The sequence below is a fragment of the Pseudomonas sp. NPDC086581 genome, from assembly GCF_044746165.1.
Taxonomy (GTDB): Bacteria; Pseudomonadota; Gammaproteobacteria; order Pseudomonadales; family Pseudomonadaceae; genus Pseudomonas.
Genome location: NZ_JBIVBR010000012.1, coordinates 170,977 through 190,837 on the forward strand (window position 1 = coordinate 170,977; position 19,861 = coordinate 190,837).

Consider the following 19,861-nt stretch of genomic DNA (forward strand, 5'->3'; position numbering starts at 1 on the left):
GTGAGATCGGGGCCGAGAAAACTCAACAACCACTCCTCGGCACGGTGGTGCAGGTAACCAAGCCTGATCTAGACTCCTTCGCTCCGTGAAACCGGAAGAGGGGGCAGGGCATGCATTCGGGCGGTTGTCTGTGCGGCGCGGTGCGCTACGAAATCAGCGGTGAGCTGGCGCCGATCCAGGTCTGCCATTGCAGTCAGTGCCGCAAGGCGCAGGGCGGGCCGTTCGCCACCAATATCCCGGTGCAGCGCTCGGCGTTCCGCCTGCTCAGCGGTGAGTCAGCGCTGGCCGAGCACCGTGCCACGCCGGAAAAGAAACGGGTCTTCTGCAGCACCTGCGGCTCACCGATCTACAGCGCTCGTGATGCGCTGCCGGAAACATTGCGCGTGCGTGCGGGAACCCTGGACGAGCCTTTGCGGACAAAGCTCGAAGCGCATTACTACGTCGATTCCCGCGCCAATTGGTGGCCGCTGGAGGACAATCTGCCCCGCTACGGCGGTGCCAAGCCGGGATAAAGGAGCTGGCCCCGCCAGCAGCAGTCAGGGAGTTACAGGGTCAGTGGGAATGGAACGGAAATTTCGCGTGCTGGTGCTCGGCGGTTACGGCAACTTCGGCAGCCTGATCGTCCGCCGCCTGAGCGGCATCGACGGCGTCCGCGTGCTGGTGGGCGGGCGCGACCAGCGCCGCGCCAATGAACTCGCCGCGCAGGTGGGCGGCGAGCCGGTATGCCTGGACATGAACCAGCCGACGCTGGCCGGTCGCCTCAATGAACTGAAGGTCGACCTGGTGATTTCCACCGCAGGACCTTTCCAGGGCCAGGACTACCGCGTTGCCCGCGCCGCCATCGGCGCCCGCGCGCACTACATCGACCTGGCCGACGCCCGCCAGTTCGTCTGCGGCATCCAGGAACTCGACCGCGCCGCGCGCAGCGCCGGGGTGCTGGTGTGCAGCGGCGCCAGCTCGGTACCCGCGCTGGCCGCCTCGGTGATCGACGAACTGCTGCCACGCTTCCAGCGCCTGGACAGCATCCATCACGGCATCAGCTCATCGGCGAAGATTCCCGGCCAGGCCACGGTCTCCGCGGTGCTGGGCTATTGTGGCAAGCCATTGCGCCAGTGGCGCCAGGGCCGCTGGCAGGACGTGCATGGCTGGCAAGGACTTAATCACCACCGTTTTCCCGCCCCACTGGGCAAACGCTGGCTGGCCCACTGTGATGTGCCGGACCTCGACCTGTTCCCGCAGCGTTACCCCGGCGTACAGGACGTGCGCTTCTCCGCCGGTCTCGGCCTGAAGCTCACCCAGTTCGGCACCTGGGGCCTGTCGTGGCTGGTGCGTGCGGGACTGGTGAAGGATGCCGCGCGCCTGGGCGCCGGTCTGCATCGCATGGCCGTGGCGATGGAGCCGTTGGGCGACGGGCGCAGCGGCATGTTCGTCCACCTGCAGGGCATCGATGGTGAAGGCAAACCGCTGGCGCTGTGTTGGGAAATCCTCGCGCAGCAGGACCATGGCCCGAACATCCCCTGCATGGCGGCGGTGGCGCTGGCACGCAAGCTGGCCGCCGGGCAGCTGCGGCAGCGCGGCGCGACTCCCTGTATCGGCCTGCTCACCACGGATGAATACGTGGCGGAACTGGAAGGGCTGGACATCTCCCACGGTCTGCGCGAGCTGGCTGTGCATTGATCACAGACTGTTGCCCAAGCAACAGTCGATCAGCAGCGTTGTTGCCTGAGTGACATGAAACGCCGGAAAAACCGGCTGAAGTGCCCGAAAATCATACATTTCCCTGTTGGTACGGCCCTTGCTCAAGGCTTCTGTACCTAGCGCAACAGTCAACAGGGAAAACCCATGACCAGCCCCATCAAAGTGGTCGCCGTCTCCGGCGGCACCTATCGCCCCTCGCGCACCCTGGTGCTCACCCAGGCCGTGCTCGACGCCCTCGGCGGACAGCTTCCGGTGCAAGCCCAGATCATCGAACTGGCCGACATCGCCCGCCCGCTGGGTGCTGCGCTGTCGCGCCAGGAGCTCTCTGCCGAGCTGGAAGCCACCCTGCGCGAGATCGAGACCGCCGACCTGCTGGTGGTTGCCTCGCCGGTCTACCGCGGCTCCTATCCGGGCCTGCTCAAGCACCTGTTCGACCTGGTGGACATGAACGCCTTGATCGACACCCCGGTACTGCTCGCCGCCACCGGCGGCAGCGAGCGCCACGCGTTGGTTCTCGACCACCAGCTGCGCCCGCTGTTCAGCTTCTTCCAGTCGATCACGCTGCCGATCGGCGTGTATGCCAGCGAAGCGGATTTCGCCAACTACCAGATCACCAGCGATACCCTGCGCGCCCGCATCCAGCTGGCCGCCGAGCGCGCCGCGCCGCTGTTCGCCCGCCCGCAATTGCGCAAGACCGCCTGAGGAGCCCGCGATGAACGTGTTCTGGTTCCTGCCCACCCACGGCGATGGCCACTTCCTCGGCACCAGCGAGGGCGCACGCCCGGTGTCGCTGCCTTATCTGAAGCAGATCGCCCAGGCCGCCGATTCCCTCGGCTACTACGGCGTACTGATTCCCACCGGCCGTTCCTGCGAGGACTCCTGGGTCGTAGCCTCGGCCTTGGCGCCGCTGACCGAGCGCCTGCGCTATCTGGTGGCGATTCGTCCTGGCATCATTTCGCCGACCGTGTCCGCGCGCATGGCCGCGACCCTGGATCGCCTCTCCGGCGGCCGGCTGCTGATCAATGTGGTCACCGGGGGTGACCCGGATGAAAACCGTGGCGATGGCATCCACCTCAGCCACGCCGAGCGCTATGAAGTCACCGACGAATTCCTGCGCATCTGGCGCCGCGTGCTGCAGGGCGAATCGGTGGACTTCGCCGGCAAGCACCTGCAGGTGGAGAACGCCAAGGCGCTCTATCCGCCGATCCAGAAGCCCTATCCGCCACTGTATTTCGGTGGTTCCTCGGCCGAAGCCCACGACCTGGCTGCCGAGCAGGTGGACGTCTACCTGACCTGGGGCGAGCCGCCGCAGGCGGTCGCTCAGAAGATCGCCGACGTGCGCGAGAGGGCCGCGAAGCAGGGTCGCAGCGTGAAGTTCGGCATCCGCCTGCACGTGATCGTCCGCGAAACCGCTGAAGAGGCCTGGCAGGCCGCCGACAAGCTGATCGCCAACATCTCCGACGAGACCATCGCCAACGCGCAGAAATCCTTCGCCCGCTTCGACTCCGAAGGCCAGCGGCGGATGGCCGCGCTGCACGGCGGGCGCCGCGACCAGCTGGAAATCTACCCCAACCTCTGGGCCGGCGTCGGCCTGGTGCGTGGCGGCGCCGGCACCGCGCTGGTGGGCGATCCGCAGCAGGTTGCCGAGCGCATCAAGGAGTACGCGGACCTGGGGATAGACAGCTTCATCTTCTCCGGCTACCCGCATCTGGAAGAGGCCTACCGCTTCGCCGAACTGGTGTTCCCGTTGCTGCCCGAGCCCTATGCGAGCCTGGCCGGGCGCGGGGTGACCAACCTCACCGGGCCCTTCGGCGAAATGATCGCCAACGACGTGTTGCCCGGACGTAAAGCCGGCTGAACCGGCGCACCGCGCCCCGACTTGCCGGGCATGGGCCCGGCTTGCCCTGAACAGACTCAAGAGGAAGAGCGCGTGAATGCCAAGACGCATCTCGACGCACAGACACCTGGGCAGATAGCCCAGCGCCTGGCCGCGGGCTTCGCCGAAACCGCCGCCGAGCGCGACATCCGTGGCGGCACGCCGAAGACCGAGCGCGACGCGCTGCGCCAGAGCGGCCTGCTGTCGCTGATCATCCCCAGCGAATATGGCGGCCTGGGCGCCGACTGGAGCACCACGCTGGATATCGTCCGTCAGTTCGCCGTGGTCGACAGCTCCATCGCCCACGTATTCGGTTTCCAGCATCTGATGCTGGCCACCGTGCGCCTGTTTTCCCGCCCCGAGCAGTGGCAGCCATGGTTTGAGCTGACCGCGCGCAACCAATGGTTCTGGGGCAACGCACTCAACCCGCTGGATACTCGCACGGTGTCGCGCACCTTCGCCGGTTGGCGTGAGTTTTCCGGGCGCAAGAGCTTCTGCTCCGGCGCGCTGGATTCGCAGATGCTCATCGCCTCGGCGCTGGACGGCGAGGGCGGCAAGCTGCTGATCGCCGCCATCCCCACCGCGCGCAGCGGCATCAGCCTGGCCCACGACTGGGACAACATGGGCCAGCGCCAGACCGACAGCGGCAGCGCCACCTTCGAGCGGGTGCGGGTGGAGGAGAGCGAGCTGTTGCTCGACCCTGGCCCGCTGAGCACGCCTTTCGCCTGCCTGCGCCCGCTGATCGCCCAGCTGATCTTTACCCATGTCTTCCTCGGCATCGCCGAAGGTGCATTCGAAGAGGCGCGGCAGTACACGCTCAAGGAAGCCCGCCCATGGTTCCGTTCCAGCGCTGCGACGGTGGGAGAAGACCCCTACGTGCTCGCGCACTACGGCGAGTTCTGGGTCGGCCTGGAAAGCACGCGCCTACTGGTGCGCCGTGCCGCGCAACTGCTCGACGAAGCCTGGGGCAAAGGGGCCGCGCTGGATGCCGAAGAGCGTGGACGCCTGGCTGTGGCCATTGCCACCGCCAAGGTCGCGGCGACCCGCAACGGACTGGAGATCTGCAACCGCCTGTTCGAAGTCACCGGCGCGCGCTCCACCCATGCGGCGCTGCGCATCGACCGCTACTGGCGCAACCTGCGCACACAGACCCTGCATGACCCGGTGGACTACAAGGTCCGCGAACTGGGCGACTGGGCGCTGAACCAACAATTGCCGCAACCGACTTTCTACTCATGAACGCAACCACCCCCGAGGGTCTCCTGACCCTGCCCAAGTCCCCCGCGCTGGCGACCTCCATCCGCGCCACCGCCCAGGTCTTCGAGGATCCCAAATCCCAGGCGCTGCTCGACCATCTGCAGCAGGTTGCGCCCAGCGAAGCGAGCGTGCTGATCATCGGCGAGACTGGCACTGGCAAGGAGCTCGTGGCGCGGCACATCCATAACCTCAGTGCGCGGCGCGGGGGACCGTTTGTCGCGGTGAACTGCGGGGCTTTTTCCGAATCTCTGGTGGAAGCGGAGCTGTTCGGCCACGAGAAGGGCGCTTTCACCGGCGCGCTGGCGGCCAAGGCCGGTTGGTTCGAGGAGGCCGACGGCGGCACGCTGTTCCTCGATGAGATCGGTGACCTGCCGATGCCGATCCAGGTCAAGCTGCTGCGCGTGCTGCAGGAGCGCGAAGTGGTGCGCCTGGGCTCGCGCAAGAGCATCCCGATCAACGTGCGGGTGCTGGCGGCCACCAATGTGCAACTGGAGAAGGCGATCAATGCCGGGCATTTCCGCGAGGACCTCTACTACCGCCTCAACGTGGTCAGCCTGGAGCTGTCGCCGCTGCGCGAGCGGCCCGGCGACATCCTCCCGCTCACCCGCCACTTCATCGCCGAGTACAGCCGGCGCCTGGGCTACGGGCAGAGCCAGCTGAGCGCGGAGGCCGCGCAGAAGCTGCGCAGCTATTCGTGGCCGGGCAACATCCGCGAGCTGGAAAACGTCATCCACCATACGTTGCTGATCTGCCGCGACGGCGTGGTGCGCGCGGAAGACCTGCACCTGTCCAACCTGCGTATAGAACGCAGCGAGGAGCCACGGCTGCAGTCCCTGGGCGCCGAGCAGATTCTCCAGCAGGCCTTCCAGCGGCTGTTCGAGGAGCAGGGCGGCAATCTGCATGCACGGGTGGAGGATGCGTTGCTGCGCGCAGCCTATCGCTTCTGCCACTGCAACCAGGTGCACACCGCCAATCTGCTCGGCCTGAGCCGCAACGTCACGCGCACGCGGCTGATCGAGATCGGCGAACTGGTGGTGAACAAGCGCCGGGGCGCGACGGCGATTGATCCGCAGCGAGGCGTGCGGCTGTCCATCTAGGCCGGTCCGTTCAGGCCCGTCTATTTGGAGGTATTCGCCGCGGGCCACTGATCCACGGCAACGAAACCGGCCAGTGGCCAGCCTAGACTCCGGGACCGCCCATCCCTCGCGAAAGGAGTCTTCCATGCACGTGGACATCGCCATCGTCGGTGCCGGCCCTGCCGGGCTTTGCCTGGCCCGCTCACTGTCGGGCAACGGCCTGTCGATCCTGCTGATCGACCGCCAGCCGCTGGCCGCCGTGGCCGAGCCCGCCGAGGACGGCAGGGAGATTGCGCTGACCCACGCTTCCCGGGCCGAGCTCCAGCGGCTGGGCATGTGGTCGCGGATCGACCCGCAGGAAGTCTCGCCGCTACGCGATGCCCAGGTGCTCAATGGCCCCTCGCTGTTCACCCTGCGCATCGAGGCCGAGCAAGCCGGCGCCGAGCAGTTGGGCTACTTCGTGTCCAACCAGATGATCCGCCGCGCTGCCTTCGACGCGGTGCACGACTGCCCGGACGTCTCGTTGGTCTGCGGCCGCGCGCTGCGTACGCTGCAGGTGCAGCAGGACGGTGTGTCGCTGACCCTGGACGACGACAGCCGCGTCCATGCGCGCCTGTTGGTGGCGGCCGACAGCCGCTTCTCCGAGACCCGCCGCATGCTTGGCATCGGCGCGCACATGGAGGACTTCGGCAAGACCATGATGGTCTGCCGCATGGCCCACGATAAACCGCACCACAACATCGCCTGGGAATGGTTCGGCTACGGCCAGACCCTGGCACTGCTGCCGATCAACGGTGACCGCTCTTCGGTGGTGCTGACCTTGCCGCAGCGCGAGATGGCGCCGCTTCTGGAGCTGGACGAGAAGGCTTTCGCCCACGAAATGGAGCGCCGCTTCGACCGTCGCCTGGGCGGCATGCAGTTGCTCGGCCCGCGCCACAGCTACCCGCTGGTGGGCGTGTATTCGGATCGCTTCGTCGGCCCGCGCAGCGCACTGATCGGCGATGCCGCTGTCGGCATGCACCCGGTCACCGCGCACGGCTTCAACTTTGGCCTGCAGAGCCAGCGGCGGCTGGCCAACGAAATCCTCTCGACCCATCGCCGTGGCGGCGATATCGGCGGCGTTTGGCCGCTACGTCGCTATGCCATGGCCCACCGTCTAGCGACTTGGCCGCTGTACCAGGCCACTCGGCTGATCGTCGGCATGTACACCGACCCACGTCCGCCGGTACGCCTGCTGCGCAACGCCGGCCTGCGCCTGGCGCAGAACCTGCCGCCGCTGCGCACGGCGATTGCCCGGCACCTGACACAGGGCGCCTGATCACAGGTGCTTGCCTGTAGGGCGGATAACGCCGTAGGCGTTATGCGCCCTGCGGGGCTGACGTAAAAGCGTTCGCTAGCAAGCTCGCTCCTACGAAAAGCGCACCGGATATTCCGGGAACGGTAGGAGAGCTTGCGCGCGAACGGCGTGGCACCTGACGCCTCAGGCCGCCTCGGTCCGCCGTGCCTTCTTCTGCTCCAACTCGCGCACCAGTGGTAGCACCTTCTCGCCGAAGTAGCGCACCTCTTCCTGAAAGTGCAGGAAGCCCGCCAGCACCAGGTCCACGCCCACCGCCTTGAGCGCGACGATGCGCTCGGCGATCTGCTGCGGCGTGCCGATCAGGTTGGTCTTGAATCCATCGTTGTACTGCACCAGGTCCTCGAAGCTGGACTTCGCCCAGTTGCCTTCGCCTTCCGGCGAGGCGGCGCCAGCCTGCTTGGCGGCATGGCCGAAGGCATTCACCGCTTCCGGGTCGGCCTTATCGATGATCTCGGCGAGCACTGCGCGGGCTTCCTCCTCGGTATCGCGGGCGATGACGAAGGCGTTCACCCCGATCTTCACCGAGTGACCGTTGGCCGCGGCCTTTTCGCGGATGTCGTCCACCTGTGCCTTGATCCCTTCCACGCTGTTGCCGTTGGTGAAGTACCAGTCGGAGACTCGTGAAGCCATGTCACGCGCGGCCCGCGAGCTACCGCCCTGGAAGATTTCCGGGTGCGGGCGCTGCAGCGGCCTGGGCTTCAGGTTGTAGTCGTGGAAGCGGTAGAAGTCGCCGTGGAAGCTGAAGTTGTCCTGGGTCCAGATGCCCTTCAGGGCGCGGATGAATTCCTCCGAGCGGCGGTAGCGCTCGTCATGCTCCAGCCAGGGTTCGCCGATGGCCTGGAACTCTCCCTTGAACCAGCCGCTGACGATGTTCACTGCGATGCGCCCGCCAGTGAGCTGGTCGATGGTCGCCAGTTGCTTGGCCGCCAGCGCGGGCGTCCAGGGGCCGGGGAGGATGGCGGCGATCACCTTGAGCTTTTCCGTGGCGCCCAGGAGGGCGTGGCTGAAGGCCACCGACTCGTGCTGGTACTCGGCGCCGTAGCCGGCGGTGAAGCGAATCTGCGTTAGCGCGTAGTCGAACCCCGCGTCCTCGGCGATGCGCGCGAGCTGGCGGTTGTAGTCGATGTCCCAGTGGGTGCGCTGCTCGATCTTGCTGACCACCAGGCCGCCACTGACGTTGGGGACCCAGTAGGCGAAGCGGATCGGTTGTTGGCTCATGGCTCGGGCTCCTCGGGGCTGCACAGCGGCGAAGGTGCCGCAGGGTGTGCAGAGCGAAAGCCGTGCCACGCGGGGAAATTCACGCAGGATCAGCAGCTTGGCGTTTGGCCGGGACAGCGGCGGGTGTTCCGCACGGCGCATCGCTGCTGGGCAAGTGTTGGTCAGGCAACAGTACCGGGTGCGACAACCGGCCCCTGAGCAGGCGCCGGCAAGGCTGTCAGAATTCGAAGTTCACCCGCTCACAGAAGCGGGGACCTCCTGCGTGCGAATCCATAACAGAACAAATCCAGGGGGCAGCATGGCCATCACTTCCAGCGATATCTGCAACGCCGCCGACGGGCTGTCCGGCTTCGTCGGCTTCAACCTCAAGACCGGCAAGTACATCGTGCGCTTCAGCGAAGACTCCTTCGGCATGGACGTGGCCGAGGACAGTATCCGCCCGGCCTGCGAGTTCGTCTGGGCACCGAAAAACGGCGTAGTGATGACCCTGAGCCGCGAGTGCCTGCAGATTCTTGCCGAGCAGAACATCCACGACCGCCTGAACCTCAACGAGGCGCTGCTCACCTACCTGCGTCGCACCGACCTGCCGGAAATTGCCGCCGAGCGTCGGTTGAAGTGAGCACCCGGCGAGCAGGATTCGCAGGAGCAACTGTCCTTATCTGAAGCCGCGCGCCAGCGATTTCGAGCTCCCTGACCGTAGCGCGCGCCGCTCCAACATGCGTAGGGCGGATAACGCGCCAGCGCTATCCGCCCTACGCTGCCACTTCGGGGCGAGTCCCACCTACTGCGCCAGCTCCTTGCGCAAATCCGCCACCTGGCTGGCCGTCACCGCTGGTGCGGCGTTGCCCCAGGTGTTGCGCACGTAGGTCAGTACATTGGCGACGTGCTCGTCATCGAGGTTCCAGGCGAACGCCGGCATGGCGGGTGAGGTAGGCGCGGCATCGGTGCCGCCCGCTCGGCTGCCGGCCAGTACTACGTGGATCAGCGAGGTTGGATCGTCGTTGTTGACCAGCGGCGCGGCAGCGAGGGTCGGGAACAGGTTCTTCACTCCGGCCCCGTTGCTTACATGGCAAGCCGAACAGCGGTCGGCATAGATCGCCTTGCCCGCGACCATCGCCGCGTCGGTGGCAGCCACTGGTGCCGGTGCTGATTCATCTGTCGCGCCATCCTTGAGGTACACGGCCACCGCCAGCAGGTCTTCGTCCTGCCAGTGCTGCGTGGAGTTCTCCACCGCTTCAGCCATGGGGCCGGAGGCGATATCGAAGCGGTTGGCGCCGGTCTTCAGGTACTGGACGATGTCCTCGATGCTCCACTGGCCGATGCCGCTGTGCGGGTTGGCGGTGATGTCCGGGGCGACCCAGCCCTGCAGGTTGGCGCCAGCGAGGAAGCGGTCGTTATAGTCGCCGCCGATCAGGTTCTTCGGCGTGTGGCAGGTACCGCAGTGGCCCAGGCCTTCCACCAGGTATGCGCCGCGGTTCCACTGCGGCGATTTGTCTGGCGAGGGCACGAACTCGCCTTGGGTGAAGTTCAGCCAGTTCCAGCCGATCAGGCTGGTGCGCACGCTGAAGGGGAAGGGCAGCTGGTTGGTTTCCACCGGGTTGCGCACCGGCTCCAGGGTTTGCAGGTAGGCCCAGAGCGCCAGGTTGTCCTCGCGCCGTACCTTGGTGTATGCGGTGTAGGGCATGGCGCCGTAAAGGCGTTTGCCGTTTCGTCCGTGGCCGGTGGACATCACCGCCTGGAAGTCGTCGAAGCTCCAGCGGCCCAGTCCGGTTTCTGCATCCGGCGTGATGTTGGCGCCCACCAGCTTGCCAAACGGCGTATCGATGGCCACTCCACCGGCAAAGGGCGCCTGGCCGGGCACGGTGTGGCAGGCTGTGCAGTCGCCGAGCACGGCGAGGTAGCGGCCTTTTTCCACCAGGTTGTAGGAGTCCGCGCCTGTTCCGGCGCAGGCCTGCTGCAGGTTCAGGCCGAGCAGCGCGAGGGTGCCGATGCGAAGGAGAGTCTTCATACGCTGATCATCTCCCCGGGGCGCTTGAGGTAGAGCCGGCGGATCGCGTCGGCTGCCTTGAAGGCCAGCGCGCCGACCGTGCCAGTGGGGTTGTAGCCGGGGTTCTGCGGAAAGGCCGAGGAGCCGACCACGAACAGATTGGGCACGCCCCACACCTGCAGGTGCTTGTTCACCGAGCTGTTCTTCGGATCGGCCCCCATGATGAAGCCGCCGACGATGTGCGAGGACTGGTAGGAAATATTGGACCAGGGGCCTTTGCGCGGGGCGGGGATTATCTGCTGCGGGTTCATGCTGCGGGCGATCTCGGCCACCTTGTCGGTGCAGTACTGCGCCATGCGCAGGTCGTTCTCGGGAAAGTCGAAGGTGATGCGTAGCAGCGGTCGGCCATGGGGATCGTTGTAATTCGGGTCCAGCGACAGGTAGTTGCCGCGCGTGGTGTAGCTGCTGGCTTCGCAGCCGATGGACATGGTGCTCAGGTAGTTCTCCACCGTGGCCTTCTTCCACTGCGAACCCCAGGCGGGAGTTCCGGGCGGGGTCGGTCGCGAGTCGATGGGGGCGGCGCCGATCGGCGTCACGCGGGTGCTGCCGCCTCCAACGAAGCCCAACCCGGAGTGGTCGAAATTGTCGTTGTTGAACTCGTCGATGCCCATGCCGATGGCGCCGCCGCCGATGAAGGGATTGAAGTTCTTGTCCTTGAAGAACATCTGCACGCTGTTGGCGGTCTGGTAGGCGAAGTTGCGCCCGGTGGTGCCGGTGTTGGCGATCGGGTTGTAGGGCTCGCCGATGCCGGAGAGCAGCATCAGGCGCACGTTTTCGAAGATGAACGCGGCGACCACCACGATATCCGCCGGCTGTTCCCATTCCTCGCCGCTGGAGTCGACATAGATGATGCCGGTGGCGCGGGTGCCGGTGCTATCCAGCGTGACCTTGAGCACCTCGGAGTTGGTCCGCGCCGTGAAGTTGGGCTTGCGGATCAGCGCGGGCATGACATTGACGATGGCGCTGGCCTTGGAATAATTGGCGCAACCGTAGTTGGTGCAGAAACCGCAGAACGTGCAGGGCCCCATGGTCACGCCCAGCTGGTTGGTGTAGGCCTGGGAAGCCAGCGCAGAGGGCACCGGGAAGGGCTTGTAGCCCAGGTTGCGCGCCGCCTCGGCGAACAGGGTCGGAGCGTAGGTCTGCGCGGTGGGGGGATTGGGGTATTCGCGCGAGCGCGGGCCTTCGAAGGGGTTGCCGCCTTCGACGATATTGCCGCCCAGGTTGCCGGCTTTGCCGGAAACGCCGGCCAGCCGCTCGAAGGCGTCGTAATGCGGCTCCATCTCTTCCCAGGTGGTGCCCCAGTCCTGCAGGGTCAGCTCTTCGGGTACTTCCTTGCCGTAGCGCTCCTGCAGGTGGCTGGCCAGGCGGAATTCCTCGGGCTGGAAGCGGAAGGTGATGCCGGCCCAGTGGTTGCCCGCGCCGCCGGTGCCGTTGCCGGGGTGGAAGGAGCCCCATACGCGCATCGGCAGGGCGGTTTCTGCTTCCTTGTTGCGCATGGTGCAGGTGTTCTGGCGGGTGCGCAGCATCAGTTCCTGGCGGCGGTTGTAACGCAGTTCGTCGGCGGCGGAGGCGACGTTGAAGTCGCTTGCCGTGTCGCGCCAGGGGCCGCGCTCGAAGCCGATGACGTTGAGCCCGGTATCGGCGAGTTCGTGGGCGATGATCGAACCCGCCCAGCCGAGTCCGACGACCACGACGTTGGTGGTAGGTAGTTTCCTGGTCATGCGATTCAACCCTTCTTGTTCCAGGCGGAGCTGCCGATGATCGAGAGCGGCACGAGGTCCAGCTTCTGGTTGTGCAGCGCGATGTAGTCGCGGTAGTCGTAACGCGCGCCGGGGAAACCGAGCATCTTCCACGACACCATGTCGCGGTTGCCGCCGTAGATCGGGTCGGCGAAGAAGCCTTCCATGGTGTTGCTCAGGACCTGCTGGAAGAACATCCTGGCGTCGATCCCTTCAAGGCTGATGGAGCCTTTCTCGAGGTCGGTGAGCACCTGGTTGCGCTGCTCGCCGGGCAGGGCGCTGAAGGGCTTCTGGAACTGCGCCTGGCAATACTTGCCCAGTGCGGCGAGGCCGATGCGGTAACGCTCGCGCGGCACCAGTGGCGACTGGTCGGCCTGCGCGGGCGTACCGGGGGTGAAGGGACCGGTCATGTACAGGCGGCCAGAGTCGCCATAGTCGCTCACCAGCTGGCGGTCGATGAACACCGCGCAGCCGGCGTCCTTGCCGCTGACGCTCAGCTCGTCGGCGGGAATCAGTTGCTCGACGATCGCCTCGACTTCCTTGGCCTCCTCGGCGGTGAAGAACTGCCAGCCGGGGCTGTCGTAGTGCAGCGGGCCGTTGTGGTCGAAGGGCAGCCATTTCGGCGTGCCGATCACGGTGGCGGCCTGGGCGCTGGCAGCACCGACGGCCAGGGACGCGGCGGACGACTTCAACAGCTGGCGCCGGGTGAAGCCCTTGGGGTGTTCGGTCATTTCGGCTCCTGAGGCAATAGCGGTTCGCTCGTTGTCGAGGAGGCAGGGACGCATATCGCCGGGTCGGTTCACGGTGGTCTGCACTCCCGGCCTGTGCCGGATGAGTGGAGCGGGGTGCGAAGTCGCCTCAGGGGCGCCCTGCGGATCAGCCGTCGACGGCGAGATCTGCGGTTCGTCTTTTCCACGCGCGTTTTTAGACTAGGGGTCGTTACAGAATGTTGCAGGTTTTTTTGCGGTAAAGACTTATTGCGGATTTTGAGAGAGTCCGCGAGCCAGACGCGCCGCGGACTGGCGACACAGGTAGGAGCAAATGTCTTCCTCTGAAAGTCTGTACCTCGGATTTCCGACTCCCTGAAGGGGGAGAGCGCAAGCCTCGGCACGATATTCAGGTAAGAGCGGACTCCGTCCGCGATGCGGACCGATTCCGGACGGAGCCCGCTCCTACGCCAAGGTCACACCTTGGTGCGGATCAGAGGAACATCCCGCCCGAGGCCTCCACGCGTTGGCCGTTGATCCAGCGGCCTCCGTCGGAGAGCAGGACGGCGATCACTGCGCCGATGTCGTCCGGCAGGCCGACGCGGCCCAGGGCGGTGTTGCTGGCGATCTGCTGGTTCAGCTGAGCGTTGTCGCGCACCGCACCGCCGCCGAAGTCGGTCTCGATGGCGCCGGGAGCGAGGATGTTCACCGCGATGCCGCGCGCGCCCAGTTCCTTCGCCTGGTATTTGGTCAGGGTTTCCATGGCACCCTTCATGGTGGCGTAGGCGGCGTAGCCGGGCAGCGAGAAGCGCGTCAGGCCGCTGGAAACATTAAGGATGCGGCCGCCGTCGGCAATCAGCGGCAGCAGCTTCTGGGTCAGGAAGAACGGGCCCTTGAGCTGGATGTTCATCAGCTGGTCGAACTGCTCCTCGGTGGTCTCGGCGAAGCTGGCATGCAGGCCGATGCCGGCGTTGTTCACCAGGAAATCGAAGTGCTGGCGGCCGAAGGTTTCGCCCAGGGTGGCGCGGATCTGCTCGGCGAAGGCAGCGAAGCTGGCGCTGTCCGCCACGTCCAGGGGCAGCATCACGGCGCGGCCGCCGTGCTGCTCGATCTCGGCGGCGACGGCGCGGGCTTCGTCAGCCTGGCTGCGGAAAGTACCGATGATGTCGACGCCGGCAGCGGCGAGGTGCAGGGCGGCGTTGCGGCCAAGGCCACGGCTGGCGCCGGTGATGAGAGCGATCTTGCGGGTCATGGTAAAGCTCCTGTGCGGGTTGGAGAGCAGGTGGGATTGTGGGAAAGCTTATTGTTCGATTGGTTGGTGATAAACCGGCAAGAATCGGAAATACTGGTCGGTAATACCGAACAGTGAGTGAGCCGCCCATGATCCGCCCCGACCTGCTGCGCACCTTCGTCCGCGTCACTGAGCTGGCCAGCTTCACCCAGGCCGGCGAGCAGCTCGGCCTGCCGCGCTCCACCGTCTCCGAGCACATCCAGGCGCTGGAGGAGCTGCTCGGCACGCGCCTGCTGCAGCGCACCACGCGGCGTGTCACCGCGACCCAGGACGGGCTGGTGCTCTACGAGCGCAGCAAGGACATGCTGGCCCAGTTGGACGAGTTGCACGGCCTGTTCCGCCAGGAAGACGAAGCCCTTGGTGGCCGCCTGCGGGTGGACATGCCGACAGTGATGGCGCGCAAGCTGGTGATGCCGCGCCTGGGCGAATTCCTCGCGCGGCACCCGGCCCTGGAGCTGGAGGTGAGCTGCACCGACCGCCGCGTCGACCTGGTGCGTGAGGGCTTCGACTGCGTGGTGCGGGTCGGTTCGGTGAACGATCCGTCGGTGGTGGCGCGCAGCCTCGGGCAGTTCCCGCAGGTAACCTGCGCCAGTCCGTCCTACCTCGCCAAGCACGGTGTGCCGCAGTCACTGGACGACCTCGCCGAGCACCAGCTGATCCACTACGTGACGGTGTTGGGCGCGCGGCCTCCGGGCTTCGAGTACCTGCACAACGAAGAGGTGCGCTACGTGCCGATGGGCGGGGCACTGTCGGTGAACAACGCCGAGGCCTACGAAAGCGCGGCCATGGGTGGACTGGGGATCATCCAGGTGCCGATCCATGGCGTGCTGGATGACTTGGAAGCGGGGCGGCTGGTGGCGGTACTTGAGCACATCCCGCTGCCGCCCATGGAAATTTCCCTGCTCTATGCCCACCGCCGCCTGCCGCAGCGGGTACGGGCGTTCATGCAGTGGCTGGCGCAGTTGCTGGGGGAGCCCGGAGTGCTGGGCACGCCCGTAAACGCCAGGGATTAGCTGGCCCAGTCCGAATTCAGGATCACTTCGCAGAAGTTGCCGCGCACGAAGTCCGCATCCTTCATTGCCAGCACGTCGGCCTTGACGTTGCCGAAGGTAGTTTCCGGCTTGGCTTTGATGCCGTCGTAGAAGGCTTGCAGGATGTCCTGCTTGAACTGCCCGCCGCGCGGGTGGGCGGCGACCACGGCGTCACGCTGGGCGTCGGGGAAGTGCGGGTAGGCGATACCCAGCACATCCATTTCCACCCCGGCGGTGACCAGCGCGATCTCCGGTTTCATGTGTTGCGGGATTCCGGGCGTGGTGTGCAGCGCGATGGCGGTCCATACCGTGTCGATATCGCTTTCGGCGATGCCGTGGCTGCGCAGGAACTCTGCCGCGCAGTCGGCGCCATCCACCTCGAAGCGTTCGCACTGGCTGCAGTAGCGTGGCATCAGGCCCATGTCGTGGAACATCGCGCCGGCGTAGAGCAGCTCGGCGTCGTACTTCAACTCCTTGCGCGCGCCGGTCAGTGCGCCCCAGTAGTAGACGCGAGAGGAATGATGGAAGAGCAGCGGGGTGGCGTTGTCGCGGACCATCTCGGTGATGGCCTTGGCGAGGGTACTGTCGGGGACTTTGACGCCGTTCAGGTCGAGGCTCATGGCGGGCTCCGGGGCTGGATTCCAAGGTGCGACGCGGGCTGCGTCGCGCTCCATGTCATTGGAAATCCGCGGCCCCCGAAGGACAACGAGGGCGAGGGAGCGAATCCGGACAGCCATGCATCTTTTGCTGCCGGGAGCCCGTAACGGCTGAAGTCGGGCTCGTAGGGCGCACAACGCGCCAGCGTTACCCGCCGCGGGGCAATCGGCGGATAACCCGTTTCGGGTTATGCGCCCTACGGTCCTGAATGGAGTGCTGGGCGGTTCGCGAGCAAGCTCGCTCCTACGGGGAAACTCTGGAGCAGGGCCTAGACGAACTGCGCTGCCGCGTAGCCTGAGGCCCAGGCCCACTGGAAGTTGAAGCCGCCCAAGTGACCGGTGACGTCCAGCACTTCGCCGACGAAGTACAGTCCGGGGGACTTCAGCGATTCCAGGGTCTTGGACGATACCTCGCGGGTGTCGACGCCGCCCAGAGTGACTTCCGCCGTGCGATAGCCCTCGGTACCGGCCGGTACCAGTTGCCAGTCGCCCAGGCGCTCGGCGATCGCCTTGAGCTCGGATGGCGTGTACTGCTTCATCGGTTTGGAGACGAACCATTGCTCGGCCAGTAGACCGGCCATCTTCTTGGTGAACAGCTCGCCCAGCAGCGTCTTCAGCTCGCTGTTGGGGCGCTCGCGCTGCTGTTCGACAAGCCAGACGGGCAGGTCGATGCGCGGCAGCAGGTCGATGCTGATGGTGTCGCCGGGCTGCCAATAGGAGGAAATCTGCAGGATCGCCGGGCCGCTGAGGCCGCGGTGGGTGAACAGGATGTTCTCGACAAAGCTCTGGCCGTTGCAGCTTACCCGGCAGTCCTCCACCGAGGTGCCGGACAGCTCGGTGCATAGGGCCTTGAGCTGCGGATCGGTAATGGTGAAGGGCACCAGGCCGGCGCGGGTCGGCAGCACGCTGTGGCCGAACTGGCGGGCGATCTGGTAGCCGAAGCCGGTGGCGCCGAGGGTCGGGATGGACAGGCCGCCGGTGGCGATCACCAGGGATTCGCAGCGCACCAGGCCGAGGCTGGTCTGCAACTGGTAGCCGCCTTCGTCGAGACGGGCAATCTCGCTCACCGAGGTGTCCAGGCGCAGGTCGACGCCCACCTGCTCGCACTCATCCAGCAGCAGGCCGAGGATGTCGCTGGACTTGTTATCGCAGAACAGCTGGCCGAGCTTCTTCTCGTGATAGGGCACGCCGTGCTTGGCCACCAGGGCGATGAAGTCCCACTGGGTGAAACGCGCCAGCGCGGACTTGCAGAAGTGCGGGTTCTGCGAGAGGAAGTTGACCGGCTCGCAATACATGTTGGTGAAGTTGCAGCGCCCGCCACCGGACATGAGGATCTTCTTGCCGGCCTTGTTGGCGTGGTCGATCAGCAGGACCTGACGACCGCGCGCGGCGGCGCTCATGGCGCACATCAGTCCCGCGGCGCCGGCGCCGATGATGATGACCTGGGAGGTGAGCACGGTGGATTCCTCGTGGACGAGCGCCTGGGCGGCGCAAAAGCCGCGCATCTTACCCCAAGGGCGGCCGCGCCGGCTGCCCGCGCCCGACCGGGCGTCGTCCGGGCCTGTGTCGCCAGAGCAGGGCTTCCCGACCAGCGCCGGGCACGTCGGGATATCCCCGAGGCGCTTTTGTCCGGATAATGCCGGCCCGTTCGCTTTCTACTTTTTCGCGCTACTTTTTCGTGGTGATGCCTGCATGGAAATCAAGGTCAATTTTCTCGACAACCTCCGACTCGAAGCCAAGTTCGACGACTTCACGGTGATTGCCGACCAGCCCATCCGCTACAAGGGCGACGGTTCGGCACCGGGGCCGTTCGACTATTTCCTGGCCTCGTCGGCGCTGTGCGCGGCTTACTTCGTCAAGCTCTACTGCCAGACCCGCGACATCCCCACGGACAATATCCGCCTGTCGCAGAACAACATCGTCGACCCGGAGAACCGCTACAAGCAGATCTTCAAGATCCAGGTGGAGCTGCCGGCGGACATCTCCGAAAAGGACCGCCAGGGCATCCTGCGCTCCATCGATCGCTGCACGGTGAAGAAGGTGGTGCAGACCGGTCCGGACTTCATCATCGAGCAAGTCGAGAACCTCGACGCCGACGCCCAGGCGCTGCTGATGCCGAGCACCGCCGCCGGCGCGAGCACCTATATCCAGGGCAAGGACCTGCCGCTGGAACAGACCATCGCCAACATGTCGGAAATCCTCGCCGGCCTGGGCATGAAGATCGAGATCGCCTCGTGGCGCAACATCGTGCCCAATGTCTGGTCGCTGCACATCCGCGACGCGCAGTCGCCGATGTGCTTCACCAACGGCAAGGGCGCCACCAAGGAAAGCGCGCTGGCCTCGGCGCTGGGCGAGTTCATCGAGCGCCTGAACTGCAACTTCTTCTACAACGACCAGTACTGGGGCGAGGAGATAGCCAACGCGCCGTTCGTGCATTACCCCGACGAGCGCTGGTTCAAGCCGGGCGCGAAGGACGCGCTGCCGGAGGAAATCCTCGACGAGTACTGTCTGGAGATCTACAACCCGGACGGTGAGCTGCGCGGCTCGCACCTCTACGACACCAACTCGGGCAACACCGAGCGCGGCATTTGTTCGCTGCCGTTCGTGCGCCAATCCGACGGCGAGACGGTGTACTTCCCGTCCAACCTGATCGAGAACCTCTACCTGTCAAACGGGATGAGTGCCGGCAACACCCTGGCCGAGGCACAGGTGCAGTGCCTGTCGGAAATCTTCGAACGCGCGGTGAAGCGCGAAATCCTCGAAGGCGAACTGGCGCTGCCGGACGTGCCGCAGGAGGTGCTGGCCAAGTATCCCGGCATCGCCGCCGGCATCAAGGGCCTGGAAGAACAGGGCTTCCCGGTGCTGGTCAAGGATGCGTCGCTGGGCGGCGAATTCCCGGTGATGTGCGTGACCCTGATGAACCCGCGCACCGGCGGCGTGTTCGCCTCCTTCGGCGCGCACCCGAGCTTCGAAGTGGCACTGGAGCGGAGCCTCACCGAGCTGCTTCAGGGCCGCAGCTTCGAAGGCCTCAACGACCTGCCGCGGCCGACCTTCGAAAGCCAGGCGCTGACCGAGCCGAACAACTTCGTCGAGCACTTCATCGACTCCAGCGGCGTGGTCTCGTGGCGCTTCTTCAGCTCCAAGGCCGATTACGACTTCGTCGAGTGGGACTTCTCCGGCCACGGTGACGATTCCAACGTGCAGGAAGCGCAGACCCTGTTCGGCATCCTCGAGGAGCAGGGCAAGGAGGTCTACATGGCCGTGTACGAGCACCTGGGCGCCACCGCCTGCCGCATCCTGGTGCCGGGTTATTCGGAAATCTACCCGGTGGAAGACCTCATCTGGGACAACACCAACAAGGCGCTGGCGTTCCGCGCCGACATCCTCAACCTGCACAGCCTCAACATCGTCCGCCTCAAGTCGCTGCTCAAGCGCCTGGAAGCCTGCGAGGTGGACGAGTACACCGACATCACCACGCTGATCGGCATCGAGTTCGACGACAACACCGTCTGGGGCCAGCTAACCATCCTCGAGCTCAAGCTGCTGATCAACCTCGCGGTGAAACGCTTCGAAACCGCCAAGGAACAGGTGGAGATGTTCCTCCAGTACAACGACAACACCGTCGAGCGCGGGCTGTTCTACCAGGCGCTCAGCGCGGCGCTGGAAGTGCACCTGGACGAGGAACTGGAAATGGCCGACTTCGAGGCCAACTTCCGCCGCATGTTTGGCAACGAGCGTATGGACGCGGTGTTGGGTTCGCTGGGCGGTAGCGTGCGCTTCTACGGGCTGACGCCGACCAGCACGAAGCTCGAAGGCCTCGACAAGCACCTGCGCCTGATCGAAAGCTACAAGAAGCTGCACCAGGCTCGGGCCAGGGCCGTGGCGCGCTGATCTGGCAGTTGGTCAGC

Annotated in this window: 17 protein-coding genes; 10 read left to right on the forward strand and 7 right to left on the reverse strand. The window is 65.6% G+C overall.

Features of this window, described 5'->3' with window-relative positions; translation table 11 throughout:
- Positions 1-110 precede the first annotated feature (110 nt).
- From ACIPK7_RS23515 to ubiM, 7 genes are all read left to right on the forward strand, one after another.
- Complete coding sequence (locus ACIPK7_RS23515) at positions 111-512, forward strand: GFA family protein (RefSeq protein ID WP_192434646.1); 402 nt, start codon at positions 111-113, stop codon at positions 510-512.
- A gap of 49 nt (positions 513-561) precedes the next feature.
- A complete protein-coding gene (locus ACIPK7_RS23520; RefSeq protein WP_401090515.1) occupies positions 562-1,677 on the forward strand; it encodes a saccharopine dehydrogenase family protein in 1,116 nt (371 codons plus the stop codon).
- A 165-nt stretch (positions 1,678-1,842) separates the two neighbouring features.
- Complete coding sequence (gene msuE, locus ACIPK7_RS23525) at positions 1,843-2,400, forward strand: FMN reductase (protein ID WP_192434650.1); 558 nt, start codon at positions 1,843-1,845, stop codon at positions 2,398-2,400.
- A 10-nt stretch (positions 2,401-2,410) separates the two neighbouring features.
- Positions 2,411-3,556 (forward strand): FMNH2-dependent alkanesulfonate monooxygenase, encoded by a 1,146-nt coding sequence (gene ssuD, locus ACIPK7_RS23530; RefSeq protein WP_192434652.1) that lies wholly within the window; start codon positions 2,411-2,413, stop codon positions 3,554-3,556.
- 72 nt (positions 3,557-3,628) lie between these two features.
- The gene (locus tag ACIPK7_RS23535; protein ID WP_401090517.1) at positions 3,629-4,813 is read left to right on the forward strand and encodes an acyl-CoA dehydrogenase family protein; all 1,185 of its coding nucleotides are present in this window, start codon (positions 3,629-3,631) and stop codon (positions 4,811-4,813) included.
- Positions 4,810-5,928, forward strand: coding sequence for a sigma-54 interaction domain-containing protein (locus ACIPK7_RS23540; protein ID WP_401090519.1), 1,119 nt, complete (start codon positions 4,810-4,812; stop codon positions 5,926-5,928). Before ACIPK7_RS23535 ends, ACIPK7_RS23540 begins: the two co-directional genes overlap by 4 nt.
- 124 nt (positions 5,929-6,052) lie before the next feature.
- A complete protein-coding gene (ubiM, locus tag ACIPK7_RS23545) occupies positions 6,053-7,225 on the forward strand; it encodes a 5-demethoxyubiquinol-8 5-hydroxylase UbiM (protein WP_192434658.1) in 1,173 nt (390 codons plus the stop codon).
- A 162-nt stretch (positions 7,226-7,387) separates the two neighbouring features.
- On the opposite strand, the gene sfnG is transcribed toward ubiM, so the two are convergent.
- Complete coding sequence (gene sfnG / locus ACIPK7_RS23550) at positions 7,388-8,482, reverse strand: dimethylsulfone monooxygenase SfnG (protein ID WP_401090521.1); 1,095 nt, start codon at positions 8,480-8,482, stop codon at positions 7,388-7,390.
- Positions 8,483-8,780: 298 nt separating this feature from the next.
- On the opposite strand from sfnG, the gene ACIPK7_RS23555 reads away from it, so the two are divergent.
- Positions 8,781-9,101 carry a DUF2025 family protein gene (locus ACIPK7_RS23555; protein ID WP_401090523.1) on the forward strand — a complete coding sequence of 107 codons (321 nt, stop codon included), beginning with the start codon at positions 8,781-8,783 and terminating at the stop codon, positions 9,099-9,101.
- A gap of 162 nt (positions 9,102-9,263) precedes the next feature.
- On the opposite strand, the gene ACIPK7_RS23560 is transcribed toward ACIPK7_RS23555, so the two are convergent.
- The 4 genes from ACIPK7_RS23560 to ACIPK7_RS23575 all read right to left on the reverse strand — a co-directional run bounded on the left by ACIPK7_RS23560 (position 9,264) and on the right by ACIPK7_RS23575 (position 14,227).
- A complete protein-coding gene (locus ACIPK7_RS23560) occupies positions 9,264-10,490 on the reverse strand; it encodes a c-type cytochrome (RefSeq protein ID WP_401090525.1) in 1,227 nt (408 codons plus the stop codon).
- A complete protein-coding gene (locus ACIPK7_RS23565; RefSeq protein ID WP_401090527.1) occupies positions 10,487-12,250 on the reverse strand; it encodes a GMC family oxidoreductase in 1,764 nt (587 codons plus the stop codon). The genes ACIPK7_RS23560 and ACIPK7_RS23565 overlap by 4 nt, the downstream gene beginning before the upstream one ends.
- A 5-nt stretch (positions 12,251-12,255) precedes the next feature.
- The gene (locus ACIPK7_RS23570; RefSeq protein ID WP_192434666.1) at positions 12,256-12,999 is read right to left on the reverse strand and encodes a gluconate 2-dehydrogenase subunit 3 family protein; all 744 of its coding nucleotides are present in this window, start codon (positions 12,997-12,999) and stop codon (positions 12,256-12,258) included.
- 469 nt (positions 13,000-13,468) lie between these two features.
- The gene (locus ACIPK7_RS23575) at positions 13,469-14,227 is read right to left on the reverse strand and encodes an SDR family NAD(P)-dependent oxidoreductase (RefSeq protein WP_401090529.1); all 759 of its coding nucleotides are present in this window, start codon (positions 14,225-14,227) and stop codon (positions 13,469-13,471) included.
- A 128-nt stretch (positions 14,228-14,355) separates the two neighbouring features.
- On the opposite strand from ACIPK7_RS23575, the gene ACIPK7_RS23580 reads away from it, so the two are divergent.
- Positions 14,356-15,279, forward strand: coding sequence for a LysR family transcriptional regulator (locus tag ACIPK7_RS23580; RefSeq protein ID WP_192434670.1), 924 nt, complete (start codon positions 14,356-14,358; stop codon positions 15,277-15,279).
- Here ACIPK7_RS23580 and ACIPK7_RS23585 read toward each other — a convergent pair.
- Together ACIPK7_RS23585 and ACIPK7_RS23590 are read right to left on the reverse strand one after the other, a co-directional pair.
- Positions 15,276-15,917: an HD domain-containing protein gene (locus ACIPK7_RS23585; protein ID WP_192434672.1), complete on the reverse strand. Its 642-nt coding sequence runs from the start codon at positions 15,915-15,917 to the stop codon at positions 15,276-15,278. The two genes, ACIPK7_RS23580 and ACIPK7_RS23585, sit on opposite strands and share 4 nt — an antisense overlap.
- 305 nt (positions 15,918-16,222) lie before the next feature.
- A complete protein-coding gene (locus ACIPK7_RS23590; RefSeq protein ID WP_401090531.1) occupies positions 16,223-17,458 on the reverse strand; it encodes an NAD(P)/FAD-dependent oxidoreductase in 1,236 nt (411 codons plus the stop codon).
- 187 nt (positions 17,459-17,645) lie between these two features.
- On the opposite strand from ACIPK7_RS23590, the gene ACIPK7_RS23595 reads away from it, so the two are divergent.
- Positions 17,646-19,844, forward strand: a complete 2,199-nt coding sequence (locus tag ACIPK7_RS23595; RefSeq protein ID WP_192434676.1) for an OsmC domain/YcaO domain-containing protein — start codon at positions 17,646-17,648, stop codon at positions 19,842-19,844.
- Positions 19,845-19,861: the final 17 nt, after the last annotated feature.

Excerpts from the sequence above, each read along its gene's own strand:
- ACIPK7_RS23515 (WP_192434646.1), top strand. The coding sequence starts at position 111 with ATGCATTCGGGCGGTTGTCTGTGCGGCGCGGTGCGCTACGAAATCAGC.
- ACIPK7_RS23520 (WP_401090515.1), top strand. The coding sequence starts at position 562 with ATGGAACGGAAATTTCGCGTGCTGGTGCTCGGCGGTTACGGCAACTTC.
- msuE (WP_192434650.1), top strand. The coding sequence starts at position 1,843 with ATGACCAGCCCCATCAAAGTGGTCGCCGTCTCCGGCGGCACCTATCGC.
- ssuD (WP_192434652.1), top strand. The coding sequence starts at position 2,411 with ATGAACGTGTTCTGGTTCCTGCCCACCCACGGCGATGGCCACTTCCTC.
- ACIPK7_RS23540 (WP_401090519.1), top strand. The coding sequence starts at position 4,810 with ATGAACGCAACCACCCCCGAGGGTCTCCTGACCCTGCCCAAGTCCCCC.
- ubiM (WP_192434658.1), top strand. The coding sequence starts at position 6,053 with ATGCACGTGGACATCGCCATCGTCGGTGCCGGCCCTGCCGGGCTTTGC.
- sfnG (WP_401090521.1), bottom strand. The coding sequence starts at position 8,482 with ATGAGCCAACAACCGATCCGCTTCGCCTACTGGGTCCCCAACGTCAGT.
- ACIPK7_RS23555 (WP_401090523.1), top strand. The coding sequence starts at position 8,781 with ATGGCCATCACTTCCAGCGATATCTGCAACGCCGCCGACGGGCTGTCC.
- ACIPK7_RS23560 (WP_401090525.1), bottom strand. The coding sequence starts at position 10,490 with ATGAAGACTCTCCTTCGCATCGGCACCCTCGCGCTGCTCGGCCTGAAC.
- ACIPK7_RS23565 (WP_401090527.1), bottom strand. The coding sequence starts at position 12,250 with ATGACCAGGAAACTACCTACCACCAACGTCGTGGTCGTCGGACTCGGC.
- ACIPK7_RS23570 (WP_192434666.1), bottom strand. The coding sequence starts at position 12,999 with ATGACCGAACACCCCAAGGGCTTCACCCGGCGCCAGCTGTTGAAGTCG.
- ACIPK7_RS23575 (WP_401090529.1), bottom strand. The coding sequence starts at position 14,227 with ATGACCCGCAAGATCGCTCTCATCACCGGCGCCAGCCGTGGCCTTGGC.
- ACIPK7_RS23580 (WP_192434670.1), top strand. The coding sequence starts at position 14,356 with ATGATCCGCCCCGACCTGCTGCGCACCTTCGTCCGCGTCACTGAGCTG.
- ACIPK7_RS23585 (WP_192434672.1), bottom strand. The coding sequence starts at position 15,917 with ATGAGCCTCGACCTGAACGGCGTCAAAGTCCCCGACAGTACCCTCGCC.
- ACIPK7_RS23590 (WP_401090531.1), bottom strand. The coding sequence starts at position 17,458 with ATGCGCGGCTTTTGCGCCGCCCAGGCGCTCGTCCACGAGGAATCCACC.
- ACIPK7_RS23595 (WP_192434676.1), top strand. The coding sequence starts at position 17,646 with ATGGAAATCAAGGTCAATTTTCTCGACAACCTCCGACTCGAAGCCAAG.